Origin of the sequence: Arthrobacter sp. LjRoot78 (assembly GCF_964254335.1) — a bacterium.
Taxonomy (GTDB): Bacteria; Actinomycetota; Actinomycetes; order Actinomycetales; family Micrococcaceae; genus Arthrobacter.
Genome location: NZ_CAXUTG020000001.1, coordinates 3463283 through 3479764, shown reverse-complemented (window position 1 = coordinate 3479764; position 16482 = coordinate 3463283). Strand labels below are relative to the sequence as shown.

General features: G+C 64.6%; 20 protein-coding genes. 9 read left to right on the top strand and 11 right to left on the bottom strand.

Annotation, left to right across the window (positions count from 1 at the left end; all coding sequences use genetic code 11):
* Window positions 1–15: 15 nt before the first annotated feature.
* The gene (locus ACSQ1X_RS16165) at window positions 16–585 is read left to right on the top strand and encodes a DUF6919 domain-containing protein (protein ID WP_436058387.1); all 570 of its coding nucleotides are present in this window, start codon (window positions 16–18) and stop codon (window positions 583–585) included.
* Window positions 586–671: 86 nt separating this feature from the next.
* Here the strand turns inward: ACSQ1X_RS16165 and ACSQ1X_RS16160 are convergent, their stop codons facing one another.
* Complete coding sequence (locus ACSQ1X_RS16160) at window positions 672–1214, bottom strand: hypothetical protein (RefSeq protein WP_436058386.1); 543 nt, start codon at window positions 1212–1214, stop codon at window positions 672–674.
* Between the two features lie 380 nt (window positions 1215–1594).
* Here ACSQ1X_RS16160 and ACSQ1X_RS16155 point away from each other — a divergent pair, with 380 nt between their 5' ends.
* The 4 genes from ACSQ1X_RS16155 to ACSQ1X_RS16140 all read left to right on the top strand — a co-directional run bounded on the left by ACSQ1X_RS16155 (window position 1595) and on the right by ACSQ1X_RS16140 (window position 3033).
* Window positions 1595–1753 carry a hypothetical protein gene (locus tag ACSQ1X_RS16155; protein WP_436058385.1) on the top strand — a complete coding sequence of 53 codons (159 nt, stop codon included), beginning with the start codon at window positions 1595–1597 and terminating at the stop codon, window positions 1751–1753.
* Between the two features lie 63 nt (window positions 1754–1816).
* Entirely contained in the window at window positions 1817–1960 is a 144-nt protein-coding gene (locus ACSQ1X_RS16150; protein WP_156037135.1) for a hypothetical protein, read from the top strand.
* Between the two features lie 206 nt (window positions 1961–2166).
* Complete coding sequence (locus ACSQ1X_RS16145) at window positions 2167–2304, top strand: hypothetical protein (RefSeq protein WP_156372455.1); 138 nt, start codon at window positions 2167–2169, stop codon at window positions 2302–2304.
* A 327-nt stretch (window positions 2305–2631) separates the two neighbouring features.
* On the top strand, window positions 2632–3033 hold the full coding sequence (locus ACSQ1X_RS16140) for a hypothetical protein (RefSeq protein WP_436058384.1): 402 nt from the start codon (window positions 2632–2634) through the stop codon (window positions 3031–3033).
* 117 nt (window positions 3034–3150) lie between these two features.
* On the opposite strand, the gene ACSQ1X_RS16135 is transcribed toward ACSQ1X_RS16140, so the two are convergent.
* From ACSQ1X_RS16135 to ACSQ1X_RS16120, 4 genes are all read right to left on the bottom strand, one after another.
* Window positions 3151–4569, bottom strand: coding sequence for a hypothetical protein (locus tag ACSQ1X_RS16135; protein WP_436058383.1), 1419 nt, complete (start codon window positions 4567–4569; stop codon window positions 3151–3153).
* 98 nt (window positions 4570–4667) lie between these two features.
* Window positions 4668–5141 carry a hypothetical protein gene (locus ACSQ1X_RS16130; RefSeq protein ID WP_436058382.1) on the bottom strand — a complete coding sequence of 158 codons (474 nt, stop codon included), beginning with the start codon at window positions 5139–5141 and terminating at the stop codon, window positions 4668–4670.
* A gap of 219 nt (window positions 5142–5360) precedes the next feature.
* Window positions 5361–5909 carry a hypothetical protein gene (locus ACSQ1X_RS16125; protein WP_436058381.1) on the bottom strand — a complete coding sequence of 183 codons (549 nt, stop codon included), beginning with the start codon at window positions 5907–5909 and terminating at the stop codon, window positions 5361–5363.
* A 275-nt stretch (window positions 5910–6184) separates the two neighbouring features.
* Window positions 6185–6601: a MarR family winged helix-turn-helix transcriptional regulator gene (locus ACSQ1X_RS16120; RefSeq protein WP_436058380.1), complete on the bottom strand. Its 417-nt coding sequence runs from the start codon at window positions 6599–6601 to the stop codon at window positions 6185–6187.
* Between the two features lie 213 nt (window positions 6602–6814).
* Between ACSQ1X_RS16120 and ACSQ1X_RS16115 the strand changes: the two genes are divergently transcribed.
* Window positions 6815–7045, top strand: coding sequence for a zinc-ribbon domain-containing protein (locus ACSQ1X_RS16115; RefSeq protein ID WP_436058379.1), 231 nt, complete (start codon window positions 6815–6817; stop codon window positions 7043–7045).
* Between the two features lie 89 nt (window positions 7046–7134).
* Here ACSQ1X_RS16115 and ACSQ1X_RS16110 read toward each other — a convergent pair whose 3' ends face one another.
* On the bottom strand, window positions 7135–7392 hold the full coding sequence (locus tag ACSQ1X_RS16110) for a hypothetical protein (protein WP_436058378.1): 258 nt from the start codon (window positions 7390–7392) through the stop codon (window positions 7135–7137).
* A gap of 255 nt (window positions 7393–7647) precedes the next feature.
* Here ACSQ1X_RS16110 and ACSQ1X_RS16105 point away from each other — a divergent pair, with 255 nt between their 5' ends.
* Window positions 7648–8343 (top strand): TetR/AcrR family transcriptional regulator C-terminal domain-containing protein, encoded by a 696-nt coding sequence (locus tag ACSQ1X_RS16105; protein ID WP_436058377.1) that lies wholly within the window; start codon window positions 7648–7650, stop codon window positions 8341–8343.
* Window positions 8344–8362: 19 nt separating this feature from the next.
* Here ACSQ1X_RS16105 and ACSQ1X_RS16100 read toward each other — a convergent pair whose 3' ends face one another.
* Window positions 8363–9097: a GAF and ANTAR domain-containing protein gene (locus tag ACSQ1X_RS16100; RefSeq protein ID WP_436058376.1), complete on the bottom strand. Its 735-nt coding sequence runs from the start codon at window positions 9095–9097 to the stop codon at window positions 8363–8365.
* 169 nt (window positions 9098–9266) lie between these two features.
* Between ACSQ1X_RS16100 and ACSQ1X_RS16095 the strand changes: the two genes are divergently transcribed.
* Window positions 9267–10631: a MinD/ParA family ATP-binding protein gene (locus ACSQ1X_RS16095; protein WP_436058375.1), complete on the top strand. Its 1365-nt coding sequence runs from the start codon at window positions 9267–9269 to the stop codon at window positions 10629–10631.
* Window positions 10632–10641: 10 nt separating this feature from the next.
* Here the strand turns inward: ACSQ1X_RS16095 and ACSQ1X_RS16090 are convergent, their stop codons facing one another.
* A complete protein-coding gene (locus ACSQ1X_RS16090) occupies window positions 10642–11397 on the bottom strand; it encodes an SDR family oxidoreductase (protein ID WP_436058374.1) in 756 nt (251 codons plus the stop codon).
* 30 nt (window positions 11398–11427) lie between these two features.
* Window positions 11428–12168: a GAF and ANTAR domain-containing protein gene (locus tag ACSQ1X_RS16085; protein ID WP_436058373.1), complete on the bottom strand. Its 741-nt coding sequence runs from the start codon at window positions 12166–12168 to the stop codon at window positions 11428–11430.
* A gap of 211 nt (window positions 12169–12379) precedes the next feature.
* Here ACSQ1X_RS16085 and ACSQ1X_RS16080 point away from each other — a divergent pair, with 211 nt between their 5' ends.
* The gene (locus ACSQ1X_RS16080; protein ID WP_436058372.1) at window positions 12380–13720 is read left to right on the top strand and encodes a DUF2079 domain-containing protein; all 1341 of its coding nucleotides are present in this window, start codon (window positions 12380–12382) and stop codon (window positions 13718–13720) included.
* Between the two features lie 46 nt (window positions 13721–13766).
* On the opposite strand, the gene ACSQ1X_RS16075 is transcribed toward ACSQ1X_RS16080, so the two are convergent.
* Together ACSQ1X_RS16075 and ACSQ1X_RS16070 are read right to left on the bottom strand one after the other, a co-directional pair.
* Complete coding sequence (locus tag ACSQ1X_RS16075) at window positions 13767–15116, bottom strand: sensor histidine kinase (RefSeq protein WP_436058371.1); 1350 nt, start codon at window positions 15114–15116, stop codon at window positions 13767–13769.
* A complete protein-coding gene (locus ACSQ1X_RS16070; protein WP_436058370.1) occupies window positions 15100–16329 on the bottom strand; it encodes a BTAD domain-containing putative transcriptional regulator in 1230 nt (409 codons plus the stop codon). The genes ACSQ1X_RS16075 and ACSQ1X_RS16070 overlap by 17 nt, the downstream gene beginning before the upstream one ends.
* Between the last annotated feature and the right edge of the window lie 153 nt (window positions 16330–16482).

Here is a 16482-nt window from a genome sequence, read left to right as displayed (position 1 = left end):
TAAGGAGATAGTTGCATGTTTGAAGGTGTCCCCGACGAGGACGCGTGGCGCAACTGCACCACGCTTGAAGGCGCTTGCGAACTGACCGCCCGCTGGCTTGAGGGTTCCCTCAGCTACGTGCCCGGTTATGCCGCGCCGCAGTACGCCGGCGAGAACGGCCCCATGAGCGAAGCCCTGGCCGCGATCAACCGGCTTGGCTTCCTCACGGACGACTCACAGCCCGGGGCGGAGATGTCCAGCGGCCACGGGCAGCGCGCCTTTGTGACCGGCCGCTGCACCGAACAGTCGGCAGCCGTCATCTCGGCAGTCCTGGTGGAAACGGACCTGGTGGTGCTGGTGTTCCCTCCGGGCGAATCCGGCAACGGGCAGATCTGCGTGACGCTGGACGGCGCCAGGGAGTTCACCTGGTTGGGCAGCTCCGGCGGCCCCTCCTACGCCCACGAGACCTACACGGACTGGACCAACGAGACCCTGGCCAAGTCGCTGGCCGAGTGCTGGGAACTGCAAATCTTCGACCCCGTCTGGGGCCGGAACTCCAAGCTGGTACCCCTCCTGCAGAAGGCACTGATCACCGCCAAGGGCTGAGGCCCCTGCAACAGTGAAGGGTGGCGCCACCCCGGTAGGACCGCGGCGCTGCCACCCTTCACGAGTGACCTTTTGTTAGGAGTCAGCTACTTCGGGCACTTGTGGTCAGGGTTGTAGGCGGCGAACATGCCGTCCGGATTGTCCTTCCACACCCAGGCGTGCAGGGCAAAAGAACCCGGGAACGGCCCGTTATCGAAGTCCAGTCCTGCGATCTCCGGCCGGTCCTTTGCCGTGGACAGGAACTCCACCGCCACCAGCTTCATGCGTCCGCGATCATTTGGCATGTACACAAGAATCTCCGGCTTGCGGGCCTGGGTCTTGTCATCGATCAAAGATTCCTTGGCGTAATGGAATCCCATCGCGCCGACGCCGTCCTTCTCGATGCATTCGGTGATCTTCTTGTAGCCGTCCTTCTTTGCGTTATCCAGCCAGCGGTAATCGTCAGTGACATCCCGCAGCGTATTTACCAGCCTGCGCTGTTGCGAATTCTTCTTCCAGTCGTCGCTCTTGTCCGAGTCGCCGCCGCGCCCGGACCCTTCATGCGCGACGGCGGCTGCGGGTGCGAGCCCCACGGCCAGCACCGCTGCGGCCACCATGGACATCAGTCCTGTTCTGGTGCGATTCCTCATTTTTTCTTCCAACCCTCTGAGACCCGAGATTCATTGTTCGGCAAGGGACGCGAAGCACGGGGCCGGATGCCCAGCCTTCGCCAGGATGCCGGCGGACCCGATGGGTACGGCCGGTGTTGGGCCGTCCGGGTGGAGAATATCCATCGATTGGGGCGGCGTTAAAAGTATGCTCCTCCGCCGGGAAGCGGCGCTAGATGCGGTGCGAATGTTTAAAAGCAGGGGTTTTCGCTGTTATTGAATTGCTGAAATGCCCGCTAACACTTTTGCCGCTTTCCCGGAAAAACAAGTACCGTTTACATCCTTTTACGAGTGGTGAAGCCCCGAAAAGACGAGTACAGACCACTCTGTCTAGAGGAGTTACCTGCCCGTAGCGTAAGTGCATGATTAGAGCCGTCAAGGAAGCGTTCCGCCGCTTCGTGGCGAGGAACATCGTCGCTGATGATCCGTACCCCGTCCGATCCTGGCTGGACCAGCAGAACATGCCCCCGGAAACCCGGAACACTTTCCCGCTGCGGGATGCGAACGGGTTCTCGCACTAATTCCTGCGTCTTAAACCGCTTGACTTGGTTTTCCTGAAACATTGTGCAGGTACTATCGCCGTCATGGGGAAATATACGAGTGGTCTGACGTCCAGGGATTGGCGGCGGGAGGTGCGGAAGCGGCGTTTCCGCGTGCTGGCGAACGTGGGGCTGGCGGCGCTGGCCGCTGCCACCGCCGTCGTAGTTTGGATGGCGCTGGGGCGCTGAGTCCGGAATCACACGGCCCAAAACCGGCATTCGGTTGACAGGATTTTTGGCGCTCCTATACTGCTTTGGACATTACCGGCCTCACCTGTAGAGTGATCCACGATCCGACATGGGGGATCCCACAGTTCGTTGCCGGCCGTTGACGCGAAGAGCTTTCTGCTAGCGTGCCTGCCTCGAGTGCAACGACGCATCCTGGAGGCAATTCAGTGGCCCTGACCGATTATGCCTTTGCGCTGTGCGCATTGATGGGAACCCTGTTCATTCCGTTCACCGCTTTATACCTGCTGCTCCGCCTCAAGCGCGGCGCCGCAGCCAAGCCCGTTCCCGTAAAGGTCCGCCGGTAATGCCCTACGTAGATATCAATCCGCACCGCTCCGGCCCCAAGTGGCGCGGTTACCTGCTGCTCGGCGTCCTCCTGGTGATCACCGCGGGCGTGGTGGCAGCGGCGCTGTTCCGGGGGTGACGTACGGCTGCGAGAGGCGCTGATCATTTGGTGGGTAAGTCCCCTTGGCTACTCGCCCCGTGCGTGTTGAAGACGGGTAGCGGGCACTCCCGCGCACTGGCCCCCTGTTATGACTAACTTGCTAGAACCCCGCACTTTGTGGGATACGCCTAGTTAGGACTTCTACATGCGCGCTATTAGCCGATCCCTCGCAGGAGCCGTCCTGGCCGTGGCCGCCGTTGTTCCGGCCACCGCAGCCAACGCGGCTCCGGCCACGGTTATCCGTATTGGTTACGGCGGTGGGGCTGTAATCACCGTGGACTGCACCACCGGAACTATCAGGGTGGATGGCGCCTATCAGGAAGTCATCCACACCAATGCCGACGGCTCCTGGAGCGGCCACGTCACGATCAAGGCCACTGCCAGCGACGACGAAGGCAATGCCTACGTCCTCAACGAGAATGCGTCAAGCATCGTCAAGGCCGATGGCACCGTACTCGTTCAGGATCAATTTCACTTCATTAGCAAGGGTTCAGCGCCGAACTTTGTCGCCTTTATAAAGTTCACAATTTTGGCAAATGGCGACGCTGTTCTCATAACGGACAGAACCGAGTGCATCGGCCGAGCCTGACTTTCATAAGGGCCAGCATTGAGCCCAGACGGTCAGGGACCGTGGGCTTGTCTGATCAAAGGACAAGCATCGGGGCCCATGAGTTTGGCCGCGCCCTATTGCCAGCACCTCCCGGGTCTAACCGCCTGAGGTGAACTCCGCACTGGTGACGCTTCCAAGGCTCGGGCTCGTGGCGATCAGCGTGTGCACGCCGGCCGGGTTGATGGTCAGGTCGCTGAACGTGGCCACGCCGCCCACCGCATTCTGAACCACGGTTCCGCCCAGGTTTCCCTGCTTGACCGTTTTGTCCATGGTCACTGTGGCGACGCTTGTGGTCTGAAGGTTGTCGAACTGGTCCATCACCAGCACCGTCACGGGTGTAATCCTCTGCGCCTTCGCAGTGTTGGTGGGCTGCTGCCCGAAGACCAGCTTGGCGGCAGCTGCCGCCGTCACGCTGACCTGCGCAGTGGTCTGGCCCAGGCCCGTTGCCGCTGCGGTGACGGAGGGCGATCCCGCCTTCGTGTCGCCGTAGAAGAACGACGCCGACGCGGACCCTGCCGGAATGGTCACCTTCGTGACACTTGCGCCGCCAGACGTTGCGGCGAACACCTTGGTTCCGGTGGAGCTGGACGCGAGGGTGACCTCGGTGCTGCCGGTTGCCACGGGATTGCCGTAGGCATCCTGGCGCTGGACGGAGAACGGTCCAACCGTTGCCGTTGCGGACGCCGTGCCTGAGGGAGGCCCGGAGACTACAAGCTGGGCGGCGGCCGCCGCCGTTACGGTGAACGGGGCGCTGATGGCGCCGGCAACTCCGGGGCTCGACGCCGCGAGCGTGTAGCCGGAACCGGTCTTGTTGATGGACAGGCCGCTGAACGTGGCCTCACCGAAGCTGTTGGTAGTAGCCGTCAGCGTGCCGGAGAGCGTGCCGCCGCCCGGGTTGTTGCTGAGGGCCAGTGTCACCGCGGCCCCTGCTACCGGCAGGAGGTCCACGGTTCGAACCGCCACCTTGACACCGGGCAGTGCCTGCCCAGCCACAACATTCGCCGGCTGAACCGTGAACGCAGCGCTCTGCATGCTCCACACCAGGACGCTTCCGCTGGCCGCGCTCACGGCGGTCCAGGAACGGTGGACCGCGGTGACTACGTACTTGTGGGTGCCTTCGGGGACAGAGGAGTCCGTGCAGCTGGTGCCGGTGATGAGGGCAGCGGGGCTGCTGCCGCAGGCGGGCATGGATGTGGCGCCGGTGATGCGGGTGACGTAGTAGCCGGTGGGCGCGGTGGGTCCGGCCGAAGCGGTCCAGGCAACCGGCACGCTCGAGGTGCTGTTCCCGGGCACCGTCACATTGGTGGGCGGTGCCAGGGTGGCGACCGCCGCCGTCGTACGTCCCGTTCCGGAGCCCGGCCAGTAAGCGGATGCTGCCGTGGCGCCGATCAGGGCCACCACCACCATGGCGATGCCTGCAACGAAGCCGCGGCCGAACAGGCGCTGAAACAGCACCAGCCCCCGCCGAAAGCCGCGGGGGCTTTCGGGGGAGCTGGTGTTGCGCCTGCCGGACATTCGCACCTTCTCGACATTGGCTCAGGGGGTGGGTGCCACATTCACCATTGGGGAATGAAGGTGGCGGTGTTGAGAAGGAGCGTCAGTACGCTACCCCTTCAGCTTGCTTCGAAGAACAGCGGGACCGTGACGTTCTGGCATGCGTTCTGGTTGGCATCGCGGTTGACCATCTGGATGGAGACCGTGCCGGAAACCGTTGTGCCGGCGGAAATCTGGCCCTTGGTGATGTCCGGGGTGCCGACGGCGAAGTCGGCCGCGGAGCAACCCGGTACCGCAACCCAGGCGGAGCCGTCCGCGTTGGCCACCTTGGCGGTGACATTGGCCAGAATCTGTGTGCCGGTGTTTTCGTTCTTGACCGTGAAGCTCGCGGACTGGGTGGGGCCGCCCGGGGTCAGGGCGTCGCCGGTGGCCGGAGTGCTGGCGACCTTGAAGGCCACCGTCTGGCCGGCGGAAGCCTGGCCGGTTCCGGTGCCCGTGGCGGTCCAGTAGGCGAAGGCCGCGCCGCCGCCGATTGCCACCAGGGCAGCAGTGGTGATGATGATGCGCTTCTTGCGTCCAGCTACTTTGCTCATTTGAAGTGCCCCTTGAACTTGTGCGGCGTATCCGCGGACCTTCGAGGCCTGTCCGGCTCCGATATAAAAAGTCTCAGGGAGCACACTCAAGTGGCCGCCAAGGAAGGCTCAAGATTAACTCAACTTTATTTCTGTCACTCCTGTAACTCCTGTAACAGCCTGCCCCTGGATGACTGCTTTGATGCCCAGGCCGCGCAGAGCGCCCGGTCCGCCATGGGCTCACTTCAGGAATCTGCGTAGGTGGGGCCACGACTCGAAGCCATCCTTGGCTTTCCTGAACTCCAGGAACCACAGGATCGTCTGGCGCCGGCTGCGGAGGTTCTGGCCCCACATCTCCTCATAGAGCGCTGGGTTCACCAGTCGCTTTTCCGCATACATGGAGAACGTCTCATACAAGGCAAGTGTGTGATTGATGATCTCGTGCTGACGGTTTCCGGGTAGGAAGAGATCGCCTACCTGTTCCTTGGTGGCGTTGCTCAGGAACTTACGAGCCGTCTGCACCTCAGGCGAGAGAAGCCTGTCGTGCATCACCCCGAACAGGTCATTCTGGCTCTTCATCCAAGTGAACCGGTACGTGGCCAAAGCGATGACGAAGGCGAGGCCTGCTAGGAACGCCGTGATCAACTCGGCCCAGGGGGCTTTGGGACCTTCTCCAACTGCCAATCGAACTGCGCAAGTGACGAAGGCGCCCAGAGCCGCCCCTGTGATCAGGACAATCCACCACAACCAAGTTGCGCCCAAGAAATTAGCCAGGCCGAAAGCTTTCATCGGATCAGCTTAGGTGGGGCTGATATCCCCGAAGAAACTGCACCACCAGCAGCCGCTTTCGACGGGCTTCTTCATACCTACGACTAGACCTGGAAATCTCTTCGGTAGGCAAAGGCGCGCGTCGGAGGACTACAGGCCGCAACGTCGTCGAACGGAACTTCAAAAACTTAGAAACAATGGCATGGCCTTGCCACCGGTACGACAAAGTCGCACTCACCTACCGGGCGGAGCAGTACTGCAAGCAGCCGCCATACCGCCGTTTTAGGGGAAACGGCCTAGGCCTCAGCTTCGGTATCCCGTGACGGGGCCTGCGGAGGCTCCGCGAGGTGCGCGATGTGCTGTTCCAGATGCCGCCGCAAATCCACCTCCACCTCATGCTCGGGCCGGGGGAGTCCGCGGACCAGTTCCTCGGCCGTCCGCAGCACGGACCGCCCGCGGGGCGTCAGCCGGACGCTCCGGCTCCTGCCGTCGCCCGCGCCGCGCTCCTTGGTCAGGAGGCCCAGGTCCCTCAGCCGGTCCAGGATCTTGCCCAGGCTCTGGGCGGTGATCCCAAGCTCGTCGGCCAGGCAGTTCTGCGTGGCAGGGCCCAGCTCCTCCACGCAGTCCAGCGCGTCGAAGGATGACTTGGTGAGCCCCAGCCCGACCAGCCGGCGGTTAATTCTGCGCTCGTCCAGCCGCGCCGCCGTCGACAATAAGCGGTGGGTAGACCATCCTGCCGGTCTGTTCTGCTGGGCCAAAGCCATGTGCGTGTTGCCTGCCTTCCGGGAGACCGCGGCTGGGGGCACGGTGATGGGTCTGCTGGATAAACCTCACCTAATACTAAGCATGATTACTATTGGACCGTAAGCACCCTGATAATCCGGGTGTTTCGCCACCCCGGGTCGAGAAAACCCAGAAAGGCAGAGATGCTTCTACTCTTTGGCCTCAAGACCGTCCAGCGGGCACTGCCCGGGAGGCTTTCATTGTGCCGCTCCTGCGGCCAGTACGCGGAGCAGTACCTCGAAGAACGGGCAAACAAGTTCACGCTCTTCTTCATCCCGATCTTCACGATGTCACGCACGTACCGCATCACCTGCTCCAACTGCGGGCAGCGTTCGTCGCTGTCGAAGCGGGGGATGAAAGCGCTGGCCCGGTAGGCGCGAAAAAGGCCGGTTCCCCGGTCAGCCCCCAAGGCTGACCGCGAACCGGCCTCTCGTCGTCGTGCTTCTGCCGGGCCTGCTGTCTGCTAGACCAGAACCGGGCGGGTGGCCAGGATGTAGTCCGCGGCGGCTGCCCCGGTCATGCGCAGGCGACTGTCCGACGACCTGATCCTGCGGGCCTTCATCTCCGACCAGAATTCCCCGGCGGTTGCCGGGATGAACTGATTGAGCATGCACCAGCTGGTGTAAAGCCCGTAGAGCTGGTCTTTCCTGAGGGAGGCGTCGCCTTCCTGGTCCGGAACGGTGGCTTCAGTGAGAAAACGATCAATTTTTGAAATGCCCATGGTTGGCTCTTTCCGTACTGTGCGTCAAGTGCCGCCATTCGGCTACAGCAGCTGAACCCCAGGTCCCTGCACTAGGCCTGAGGAGTTCCACGCCCTGTATTAGCAGCAGTGACGAGCCGCATCCGTAGGGCTAAGAATTAGTCTCCGCCGAATGCATCTACACCGTAGACTCTAGGCGTAGACTACGGGTTAAGCAAGAGTGGACAGCCACATGCTTTCCACCCACCGGCCACACCGACGTAAGGACCCACCGCCATGTCAGCGCCGCAGGAAACAGATTCCAGAAGAAGGCTGAACCGGGAGGAAGTCCTCCGGACGGCGCTAGAGCTGGTGGACTCCGAGGGGCTCGAGGCGCTGAGCATGCGCCGGCTGGGCCAGGCGCTGGACCGGGACCCCATGGGCCTCTACCGTTACGCCGCCAACCGGGCTGACCTGCTGGACGGCATCACCGAACTGGTCCTCAACGAGTTGGCGATCTTCCCGACGGACCCCGACTGGCAGGCCCAGCTGCGCAGGATCGCGCACGACCTCCGGCTCCTGGCCCTCCGGCATCCGAACGTTGTGCCGCTGCTGGTGACGCGCCCGCTCTCAACACCGCTGGGCCTCCGTCCGCTGGGGACGCTGCGCCCGCTGGAACAGATCCTGGGACTGCTGGTCGAAGCGGGCTTTGCGCCGAACGACGCCCTCCACGTTTACCGCGCCTACTACGGCTTCCTCTACGGCCACATCCTGAACGAACTTCAGGAATACATCGTGGATCCGGAAGAAAACGTAGCGCTGCTCCGGCTGGGCCTGCACCGGCTCCCTGCCAGGGACTTCCCCAACCTGCGCGAGCTGGCGCCCGTCCTGGCGGACTACGACGGCGAGGCGGAGCTGGATGAAGGAATCAGCATCCTGCTCTCCGGACTCGCCGAGAGGCTGACGACGGGCAAGGACGCACCGGCCAGCTGACGTTATGGTGCCTCAATCCTTAGGGATCGAAGTGCGTGTGGACGCCTCCGCCCACCAGATTGGCGAGCATCTCCTCGGCCACTACGCGAAGTTTCTGGTTGCGGTGGCTGGACACCTTGGTGAGGATGGCCATGGCCTCAGCCTGGCTGCAGCGGTTCTGGCCCATGATCACTCCGCACGCCAGGTCGATGGACGTGCGGCTCTGCATGGCGGCGGCGAGATCGTCCGCCAGCGACTGCGCGGTGCCCAGCCTCACAGCCAGCCGCACGGCACCGCCGGCAAGGTCCGCGAATTCCACGGCTTCCTGCACGACGGCCGGGGTGAATACACCTGATTCGAACGCGAAAAAGTTCAGCGCGGCGGCCGCATCCTCACCGAGTTCCAGCGGCACACCCAGGGTGGCACGGCATCCCTCAACCTCCAGTGCTTCCCGGTAGACCGGCCAGCGCGGATCCGTGTCCACGTTGGCCAGCAGCACCGGCGCCTTCACCCGGAGCGCCTCGATGCACGGGCCGTCCCCGATGCGCTGTTCGATCTCGTCCAGGAGGACCGCCTTCGGACTGCTCCCGGCCACGGTGAAGGTCCGGCGCCTCCGCTTCAGCGTGACACCGCACTCGACGGTGCCGGACGTTTCACGGCTCAGAGCCCCCGCCGCCATGACGGACAGGCGCTGCAGGAACTCGGCGACATTCTGCGTGCCGACAATGAGGTCCTGAAGTTCCAGGACGCGCTCGTGCTCGGAAGAGTTGGCCATGCCTCAATGTAAAGCGCACGCCCCGCCCGGGCAACTGTGCCGTGCCTCTCTTCCGCCGGAACCTGGCCAGCATATGGGGGACTTTTGGCCTATTGCGCCTAGAATTGCTCCTTGACCGAAGCCGTAAAGAGCCGTTGCACGCTTTGCCGAATGTCCTGGGGGGACGAACATGCCCGAATCGGCCGATAAGAACGCACGCGCCACTGCACACAATGCAGGGCAGCCCCAGACGCGCCGCCGCCGCGACCTCCGTCGCCCGGCAGGTGCATCTCCGGACGCCCGGACAGGAACCATGCCCGCCGCTGCCACCCCGAACAACAGCCGCACCGCTCCCACCCGCCGGAGTTCCTGGGCCGAAGCGGCAGCCGTCGCGGACGCGCAGGTGGAAGCGGAAGGTGGCGCCGAGGTTTCCGCGGCGGCCCCGGTGCAGGCTTCCGCTCCTGCTGTTCCTGCCCAGCCCGCCGCCCAGCCGGCGGCCCAGCCCGCCTCGCAGCCTGAGGCGCAGCCCGCCACCTCCCGCAGGGGCGGCGTGCCCGCGGAACCCAGCGCGCCGCCGTCGAACGTTTCCCGCCAGGCCGCCAAACTGGCGGCTGCGGACGCGCCCGTTTCCGACTTCATCACCTCACCCGGTTCCTTTGTCCGCGAACAGAAGCCGCGCCCCCGCGGCGGCTTCCGCGGCGCCCTGTTCGCCCTGACCGGCGGAGCCATCAACCTGGGCCCCGGTCCCCGCCAGCGCGAAGAGGACGAACTGGGCCGGCGGATCTCGCGCCAGCTGCAGGGGAGCTACAACACCGCGGTGCTCAGCCTCAAGGGCGGCATCGGCAAGACCTCCACCACCGTGGGTGTGGGCCTGACCCTGGCCGAATTCCGCGGCGACGCCCCCTGCGCCATCGACGCCAACCCGGACTCGGGCGACCTCGTGGAGCGCGCCCTGGGCGAAGGCATCTACCAGCAGTCCAGCCCGCGCACCATCACGGACCTGCTCAAGAACATCGACTCCGTGGACTCCCTCACTGCGCTGGCCCGCTACATGCACCACGCCGGCCGCCTGCACCTGATCGCGGGGGAGCAGGACCCGGAAGTGTCCGACTCGCTCACGGCCGAGGAATACCTCCGCATTCGCAAGCTCATCTCCGGCTACTACTCCGTGGCCCTGACCGACTGCGGCACCGGCGTCACACACAACGCCATGAGCGGCATCCTGCAGTCCGCGGACAACCTGGTGATCGCCGCCGGGTACGCGGTGAGCGGCGCCAAGCGTGCCCGCAGCACCCTGCAGTGGCTCGCGAGCCACGGCTACGAGGACCTGGCCCGCAACGCGATCGTGGTGATCACGGACAAGGACGAGGTCTCCTCCCGCGTGGACAAGGACGCGATCGAGGAACACCTCTCCGGCATCTGCCGGCAGCTGATCGCCGTCCCGCATGACCGCGGAGTGGCCGACGGCGACCTGGTCACCCTGGACGTGCTGAAGCCGGAGACCCGGCGAGCGTACAAGGAAATCGCGGCGGCGATTGTGGACGGGTACGTGTAGGCGGCTGCTGCTAGCGGGGGGAGGACGGTTGCGTCTCCAGCCACTCCCGGAACGTCTGGCGTCCGACGGCGGCTCCCGGCTTCGGGATGAGGTCGCCGTTGCGCATGGCCTTGCCCATGGAGCCGGGGACAGAGATTTTCACCGCCCGCTTCCGCCTGCCGGTTCTCTTCAGGTAGGCGCGGACCAGGGCGGCGAGGTCCTCCGGGCGGGGCCCGCCGAGGTCCGCCACCCGGCCCTGGGGCCCTGCTTCGGCGGCGTCCACCAAGGCCTCGGCCACTTCACGCGCCGCCACGGGCTGGGTCCGCATCCGCGGAACGAACACCAGCGGGCCCAGTGAAGCGGCGCTGACGGTCAGCGGCACAAACTCGTGGAACTGCGTGGACCTCAAGAGGGTCCACGGCACATCCCCGTGGCGGACGGCGTCCTCCTGCACCAGTTTTCCCGCATAGAGCCCCGACGCCGCCCTGTCGATGCCCACAATCGAGAGGGCAAGGTGGTGCCGCACGCCCGCCTCCTTCTCTGCCGCGAGCAGGTTCTGGGTGCTGTTCGTGAAATAGTCCACGGCCTTCTTGGTGGACACGGCCCGGGGGCCGGAAACGTCGATAACCGTATCCACGCCCCGGAGTGCCTCGTCGAGGCCGCGGCCGGTGAGCAGGTCCACGCCGTCTGCGCGGCTCAGGCTCACCACCTGGTGCCCCCGCCGCCTGGCGGCGCTGACCACATGGCGGCCGACAGTTCCGGTTCCCCCGGCAACGGCGATGTTCATAACGTGCCTCCTATGGAGCAGAGCTCCGGGTCATCTCCGGCGGGTGGGGATTTCCCCGCTGCTGGTAAGGTGCTCGGCGACGTCCCTGAGCTTGATATTCGATTCGGAGCTGGCCTTGGTCAGGACCAGGAAGGCCTGTTGGGACGTGATCTTGAATCTTTCCATCAGGATCCCTTTCGCCTGGCCGATCAGGTCCCTGGTGTCCAGTGCCTGGGTCAGCTGCGCGATTTCCTTGGCGTCGGAGAAAGCGATGGCGGCGTGGGCGGCCAAGAGCATTGCGATCTGTTCTGATTCCTCGTCGAAGACGTTCACCTCGTCGCCGTAAAGGTTCAGGGCGCCGAGTTTGTCCCCCTCCACAAAGAGCTGGATGGAGAGCATGCTCCGCGCGCCAATGTCGTAGGCCGCCTGAGCGAAATCCGGCCATCGTTTGCCTTTGCTCAGGTCAGGGACGCGGACGACGCGTTGGTCATAGGCGGCGTCGAGGCAGGGGCCCTGGCCTTTTTCGCTTTGCAGCGCGTCCACCTTGAGGGGAAGTTCCCCCGACGCAGCCCGGGACTGAATCTCGCGGCGGCCGGTAACGAGGCTGATGGATGCATCGGTGACGTGCGGGATCAGTTCCAGCGCGGCGTGGACGATGGTGGCCAGGATCGCTTCGGTGTCCTGTTCCTGCTGCAGGTCACGGGCAAGGTCACTGAGCCGGCCGGCCAGCCCGCCAATGACGGCAGGCGGCTGTTCAACCGGTTCACGCGTGCTGGCGGACTTCGATGTCATGTGTCGTCCTTATTCGTCCTAAACCAGGGGACTGCGAAGGTGTACTTCGCGATACTTCTGATCGTAGTCCGCAAAGGGCCGGCACGAGAGAGGACCGGGGAGACCAGTTGCGGGTTAGAGTCGTTTCCGTGATGAACATCTTGTCGGGCATATGGCCGCTGTGCAGCCCGCCTCTCGCCTAGAGCCGGCCCGCCACGCTCACGCTCTGTGGATGGCACCAGTCGTCGTGGCAGTTATCGTCGCCGCGGCGTACGTCCTGTTCGCGGCGTGGCAGTGGTCGCAGTTCACGGTGAAGTCGTGGGATCTGAGCATTTTCGCCCAACTCCTCGACCGGTACGCAACGCTGCGGGTTCCGATTGTGACGGTGAAGGGCGACGGGTTCAACCTCCTGGGTGACCACTTCCACCCGTTGCTGGCCATCTTCGCTCCGGTCTACGCTGCTTTCCCCCACGCCTTCACCCTCCTCGTGATCCAGGCGCTGTGCTTCGCCGCGGCCGCAGGCATCCTCGCCCGCGCAGCGCAACGACGCCTCGGCCCAGCGGCTGGCATCCTCCTTGGGATCGCATTCGGGCTCAGCTGGGGATTGCAAAACGCCGCTGAAGCTCAGTTTCACGAAATTGCCCTCGCCGTTCCCCTCCTCACCGCCAGTCTCGTCGCCGTTCTTGAGAGCCGGTGGCGGGCGGCCGCGATCTGGGCGGCACCCCTGGTGTTCGTGAAAGAGGACCTCGGGCTTACTGTGGTCGCGGTCGGCCTTCTCATCGCCTATCGTGCCCGCAAACCGGTCGGCTTCTGGCTGGCCGCGTGGGGGTTCGGCTGGTTCGTGCTGGCCACCCGGGTCATCCTGCCTGGGCTGAACCCGAACGGGGCATGGGCATATGCAGCCAATGCGAACCCGGTGGCCGTCCTGTCCGATCCCGCTTCGCTCTTCAATCCGTCCAAGGGTGAGACTCTGCTGCTGCTCATCGTGGTCACCGGAGGGCTGATAGCGCGGTCCCCCATTGCGCTCGTGCTGGTTCCCACGTTGGCATGGCGGTTCCTGTCCACCAATGACGGCCATTGGGGGCCTACCTGGCACTACAGTGCGGTCCTCATGCCGATCGCATTCGTCGCCCTCCTCGACGCGATCGATCATGGACCCGATAGCCGCTGGGCCTGGCTGCGCACCTACACTTCCCATGGTGTCGCCATCGCGATCACCGCAGCAGTCGTGCTTCAACCCGGTCTTCCGCTACGCACCCTCACTGACCCGAAAGCCTGGACAACGCCCGCCCGGGCTGATGCCGTAGCGGCCGTGCTCGCGCCCGTGCCGGCCGGGGCGAGCGTTGAGACAGACATCGGGCTGATGAACTATCTGGTCGATGACCACGACGTGTACTGGATCGGCAACACGAACCCCGCCCCGGACTGCATCCTCGTGGACCGGATCGCAGGAGGCATTCCCAAGGAATGGGGCAACCTCAAAAGCATTGCTAAGCGATTGCACCCATCCACCGACTACACCATCACCCACGAGGTCGACGGCTATGAACTCGCCTGCCGTATCGACCGTTAACGACCGCCCACAAGACATGCCGGTAAACGCGGTGCTACATCCGCGGCTAAAGGAGGGCAGCGGTCGGGCTTTCCAGTCGGGCTTTGACGGTGGTGCCGGCCCCCGGCGCCGTCCGGACTTCCAGCGTTCCGCCCGCCGCCTTGAACGTGTCCCGCAGAATCCGCAGGCCGCTGTGCCCTTCAGGGGAACCGTGGGCCTGGTCAAAGCCGATGCCGTCGTCGGAGACGGAAATCTCGGCCCCGCCGGGGTCGTTCTTCAAGCTGACCCGGACGTTGGTGGCGTGCGAATGCTTGGCAACGTTGGCCAGGGACTCCCGGGCCACCCGGTACAGCATGGCGGACTGGTCGCGGTCCAGGTCGATGTCCGAGGGGAGATCCAGCTGCAGCGTGATGCCGCGGCCCTGCACCGGACCGGCAAGCCTCGCCAACGCTGCCGGTAAACCAAACTCGTCCAGGTCGGGCGGGTACAGCTCGGTAGTAATTTCCCGGAGTTTTCTGACGTTGAGCTGCAGGATGGAGCGCGCCTCGGTGAGCAACTGGTTCTTGCCCTGGCCATGCAGCTCCTCGGACTCGAGGGCGTAGCACAGGCCGGACAAGTCCTGGATCACGTCGTCGTGGAGGTCCCTGGCGATTCTCCTGCGTTCCAGGTCAGACGCCTCCACCGCGTGTTTGAGCAGGCGGTGGCCGGCGGTTCTGTTCGCCTGGATCTTGCGAGCCAGCCGGATAGCGGTGGGCAGTTGCGCCAGCTGGAGTGCGAGCAAGGCGAGCAGGAGCGGGGGAACCATGCCGAGCAGAACCTTTTCCTGCACCTCGCGCAGAGGTTCGTCGTCGTAATAAGCCTCGAAGACCAGCGGCGTCCCGTTGGTGGCCGCGAAGCGGACATATACCTCAACCAGTTCCCCGCGGGCCGATTCGAACTGATTCTCGAATTCCTGATGATGGCTGAGGGAGGCCGTGGCGTCGCCTCCCGCCAGCAGCTGGCGCTCCGGAGCCCGTAGTTCAAAAACCTGGCCGATCAGGGAGCCCTGGTCCGAATACACCACCTTGCCGTCGGGAGTCCAAATCTTGATCCGCAGCACACCTTCCTTATCCAGCCACGGCCCCACCTTCTGGTCCAGTTCCGCAATCGCGGCGGGGTCACCGGCCAGGAGTTTCTCGGTGGCGAGCGGGCCGGCGGTATGGTCCGCCAGCCGCTGGGTGACAAGGATCGCCTCCTGCAGGGCATGGTCTTCCGCCTCGGCGCGGACCCAGAACGTTACCGGGAGTGCCACCAGGACCAGGGCAAGGACACCCATCAGGAGGAACTTCACCACCGCCGTGCTGACTTCGGAATGCTCGGCTGAACCGTGGTCATCCGGCGGCCGTGCGCCGAGGCGCCAGTCAGCGTACTTGGACATTGCTTGTCTGCCTGAGGGCATCCAGCAGCGTGGAAAGTGAACCGTCCTTGGGCAAGAATGCACAGATTCCCGCTGCGGCTGCCTGCCGTTGCGCCTCCGGAGTCGGCGCCCCGACCAGCATGACAATGTGCGTGTGGGGCGCGGCAGCAAGAATTTGCACCGCCGCCGCTATGCCGTCCTCGCCGCGCAGGCGGTAGTCAAGAATGACGACGTCGGGGGCCAGTTCGCGGACCAGGTCAACACCCGCTTGCGCCGAGTCCGCGGTACCCACGCTGAGCATGTCCGGTTCGCGGTCCAGGGCGCCGGCGAGGAGCTCGGTGAACGTCCGGTGCCGGTTGATGGTCATGACGCGGATTCTTCGCGTGGCCGGGGCGCCACCGACCCCCGGCGGGGTGACGTCGGCCGTGGCCTCCAGGAGCCTGGCGTGGATGGACCGCAACACAGGACCCGGAGCGCAGCCCATTTCCCGGTCCATGATCCGCCGGCACTGATTGAAGGCACGTAGTGCCTCCGTGGGCTGGCCATTTTTCTCGAGCCCAAGGACCAAGGCCGTCCAGGCCTGCTCGCTGAGGGGATCATCCGACACCGCTTCCCTGGCCCAGGTAGCGGCGAGCTGGGTTTTTCCGAGGGCAAGGGCCGACTCCGCTGCCAGTATCCGGGCACGGAAAACGCGCCCCGCGTGGCGTGTCCGCTCCGCCTCTGCCCAGGAAGGCATCAGTTCATCGCCCATCAAGGGAGCAGACGCCAGGCCCAGAGCCTCCTGGAGCAGCCCAATCGCGCGCTCTGGCTCGGCGGTTTCGGCGCCGCGTATGAGGGCGTCGAAGCGGTCCAGATCCAGGTCCACCAGCGACCGTTCCAGCATGTAGCCGCCGGTCACGGTCCGCAGCGGACCGTCCTTTCCCATCCCGGGCTGCAGATGGCGACGCAGCACACTCACATAGCTCTCCAGGGTAGGGAGTGCCTCCGGCGGGGCCTGCCCGGCCCAGAGGATGTCGATCAGGCGGTCCTTGGAAACGGGAGCGCCCAGATTCAGAAGCAGGAGTTCGAGAATCTGCCGGGGCTTCGGGCCGCCGAGCTCCCGGCATCCGAGCACTGTTTCCCCGCGCCGTATCCTGAGCGGGCCGATGATGTTCGCCTCGAGACGGCACGTTGCCGGCCCTGTCAGGGCCGGCGGCAATGCCTGGTCTGATTTGGCTATATCCACTGAAGACATCAAGAAACCTGCGATTCAGTCGGGAAGCTTTTGTCCATCGTCGCTAGTTACCGCCCCGGGAACACGAGTGGCCCCTACTGGTCTTTCGCCCCTCGAATGTACTTATTCGCCCGGTGTCACTTCTTTCGCACCCGCCCGCCACTCCTTTTGCCG

What these genes read in the sequence shown, in the direction of transcription:
- ACSQ1X_RS16135 (WP_436058383.1), bottom strand. Translation starts at nt 4,569, where the DNA reads ATGTCCGGCAGGCGCAACACCAGCTCCCCCGAAAGCCCCCGCGGCTTT.
- ACSQ1X_RS16080 (WP_436058372.1), top strand. Translation starts at nt 12,380, where the DNA reads ATGGCACCAGTCGTCGTGGCAGTTATCGTCGCCGCGGCGTACGTCCTG.
- ACSQ1X_RS16115 (WP_436058379.1), top strand. Translation starts at nt 6,815, where the DNA reads ATGCTTCTACTCTTTGGCCTCAAGACCGTCCAGCGGGCACTGCCCGGG.
- ACSQ1X_RS16085 (WP_436058373.1), bottom strand. Translation starts at nt 12,168, where the DNA reads ATGACATCGAAGTCCGCCAGCACGCGTGAACCGGTTGAACAGCCGCCT.
- ACSQ1X_RS16125 (WP_436058381.1), bottom strand. Translation starts at nt 5,909, where the DNA reads ATGAAAGCTTTCGGCCTGGCTAATTTCTTGGGCGCAACTTGGTTGTGG.
- ACSQ1X_RS16070 (WP_436058370.1), bottom strand. Translation starts at nt 16,329, where the DNA reads ATGTCTTCAGTGGATATAGCCAAATCAGACCAGGCATTGCCGCCGGCC.
- ACSQ1X_RS16075 (WP_436058371.1), bottom strand. Translation starts at nt 15,116, where the DNA reads ATGTCCAAGTACGCTGACTGGCGCCTCGGCGCACGGCCGCCGGATGAC.
- ACSQ1X_RS16160 (WP_436058386.1), bottom strand. Translation starts at nt 1,214, where the DNA reads ATGAGGAATCGCACCAGAACAGGACTGATGTCCATGGTGGCCGCAGCG.
- ACSQ1X_RS16130 (WP_436058382.1), bottom strand. Translation starts at nt 5,141, where the DNA reads ATGAGCAAAGTAGCTGGACGCAAGAAGCGCATCATCATCACCACTGCT.
- ACSQ1X_RS16100 (WP_436058376.1), bottom strand. Translation starts at nt 9,097, where the DNA reads ATGGCCAACTCTTCCGAGCACGAGCGCGTCCTGGAACTTCAGGACCTC.
- ACSQ1X_RS16105 (WP_436058377.1), top strand. Translation starts at nt 7,648, where the DNA reads ATGTCAGCGCCGCAGGAAACAGATTCCAGAAGAAGGCTGAACCGGGAG.
- ACSQ1X_RS16090 (WP_436058374.1), bottom strand. Translation starts at nt 11,397, where the DNA reads ATGAACATCGCCGTTGCCGGGGGAACCGGAACTGTCGGCCGCCATGTG.
- ACSQ1X_RS16155 (WP_436058385.1), top strand. Translation starts at nt 1,595, where the DNA reads ATGATTAGAGCCGTCAAGGAAGCGTTCCGCCGCTTCGTGGCGAGGAAC.
- ACSQ1X_RS16165 (WP_436058387.1), top strand. Translation starts at nt 16, where the DNA reads ATGTTTGAAGGTGTCCCCGACGAGGACGCGTGGCGCAACTGCACCACG.
- ACSQ1X_RS16150 (WP_156037135.1), top strand. Translation starts at nt 1,817, where the DNA reads ATGGGGAAATATACGAGTGGTCTGACGTCCAGGGATTGGCGGCGGGAG.
- ACSQ1X_RS16095 (WP_436058375.1), top strand. Translation starts at nt 9,267, where the DNA reads ATGCCCGAATCGGCCGATAAGAACGCACGCGCCACTGCACACAATGCA.
- ACSQ1X_RS16110 (WP_436058378.1), bottom strand. Translation starts at nt 7,392, where the DNA reads ATGGGCATTTCAAAAATTGATCGTTTTCTCACTGAAGCCACCGTTCCG.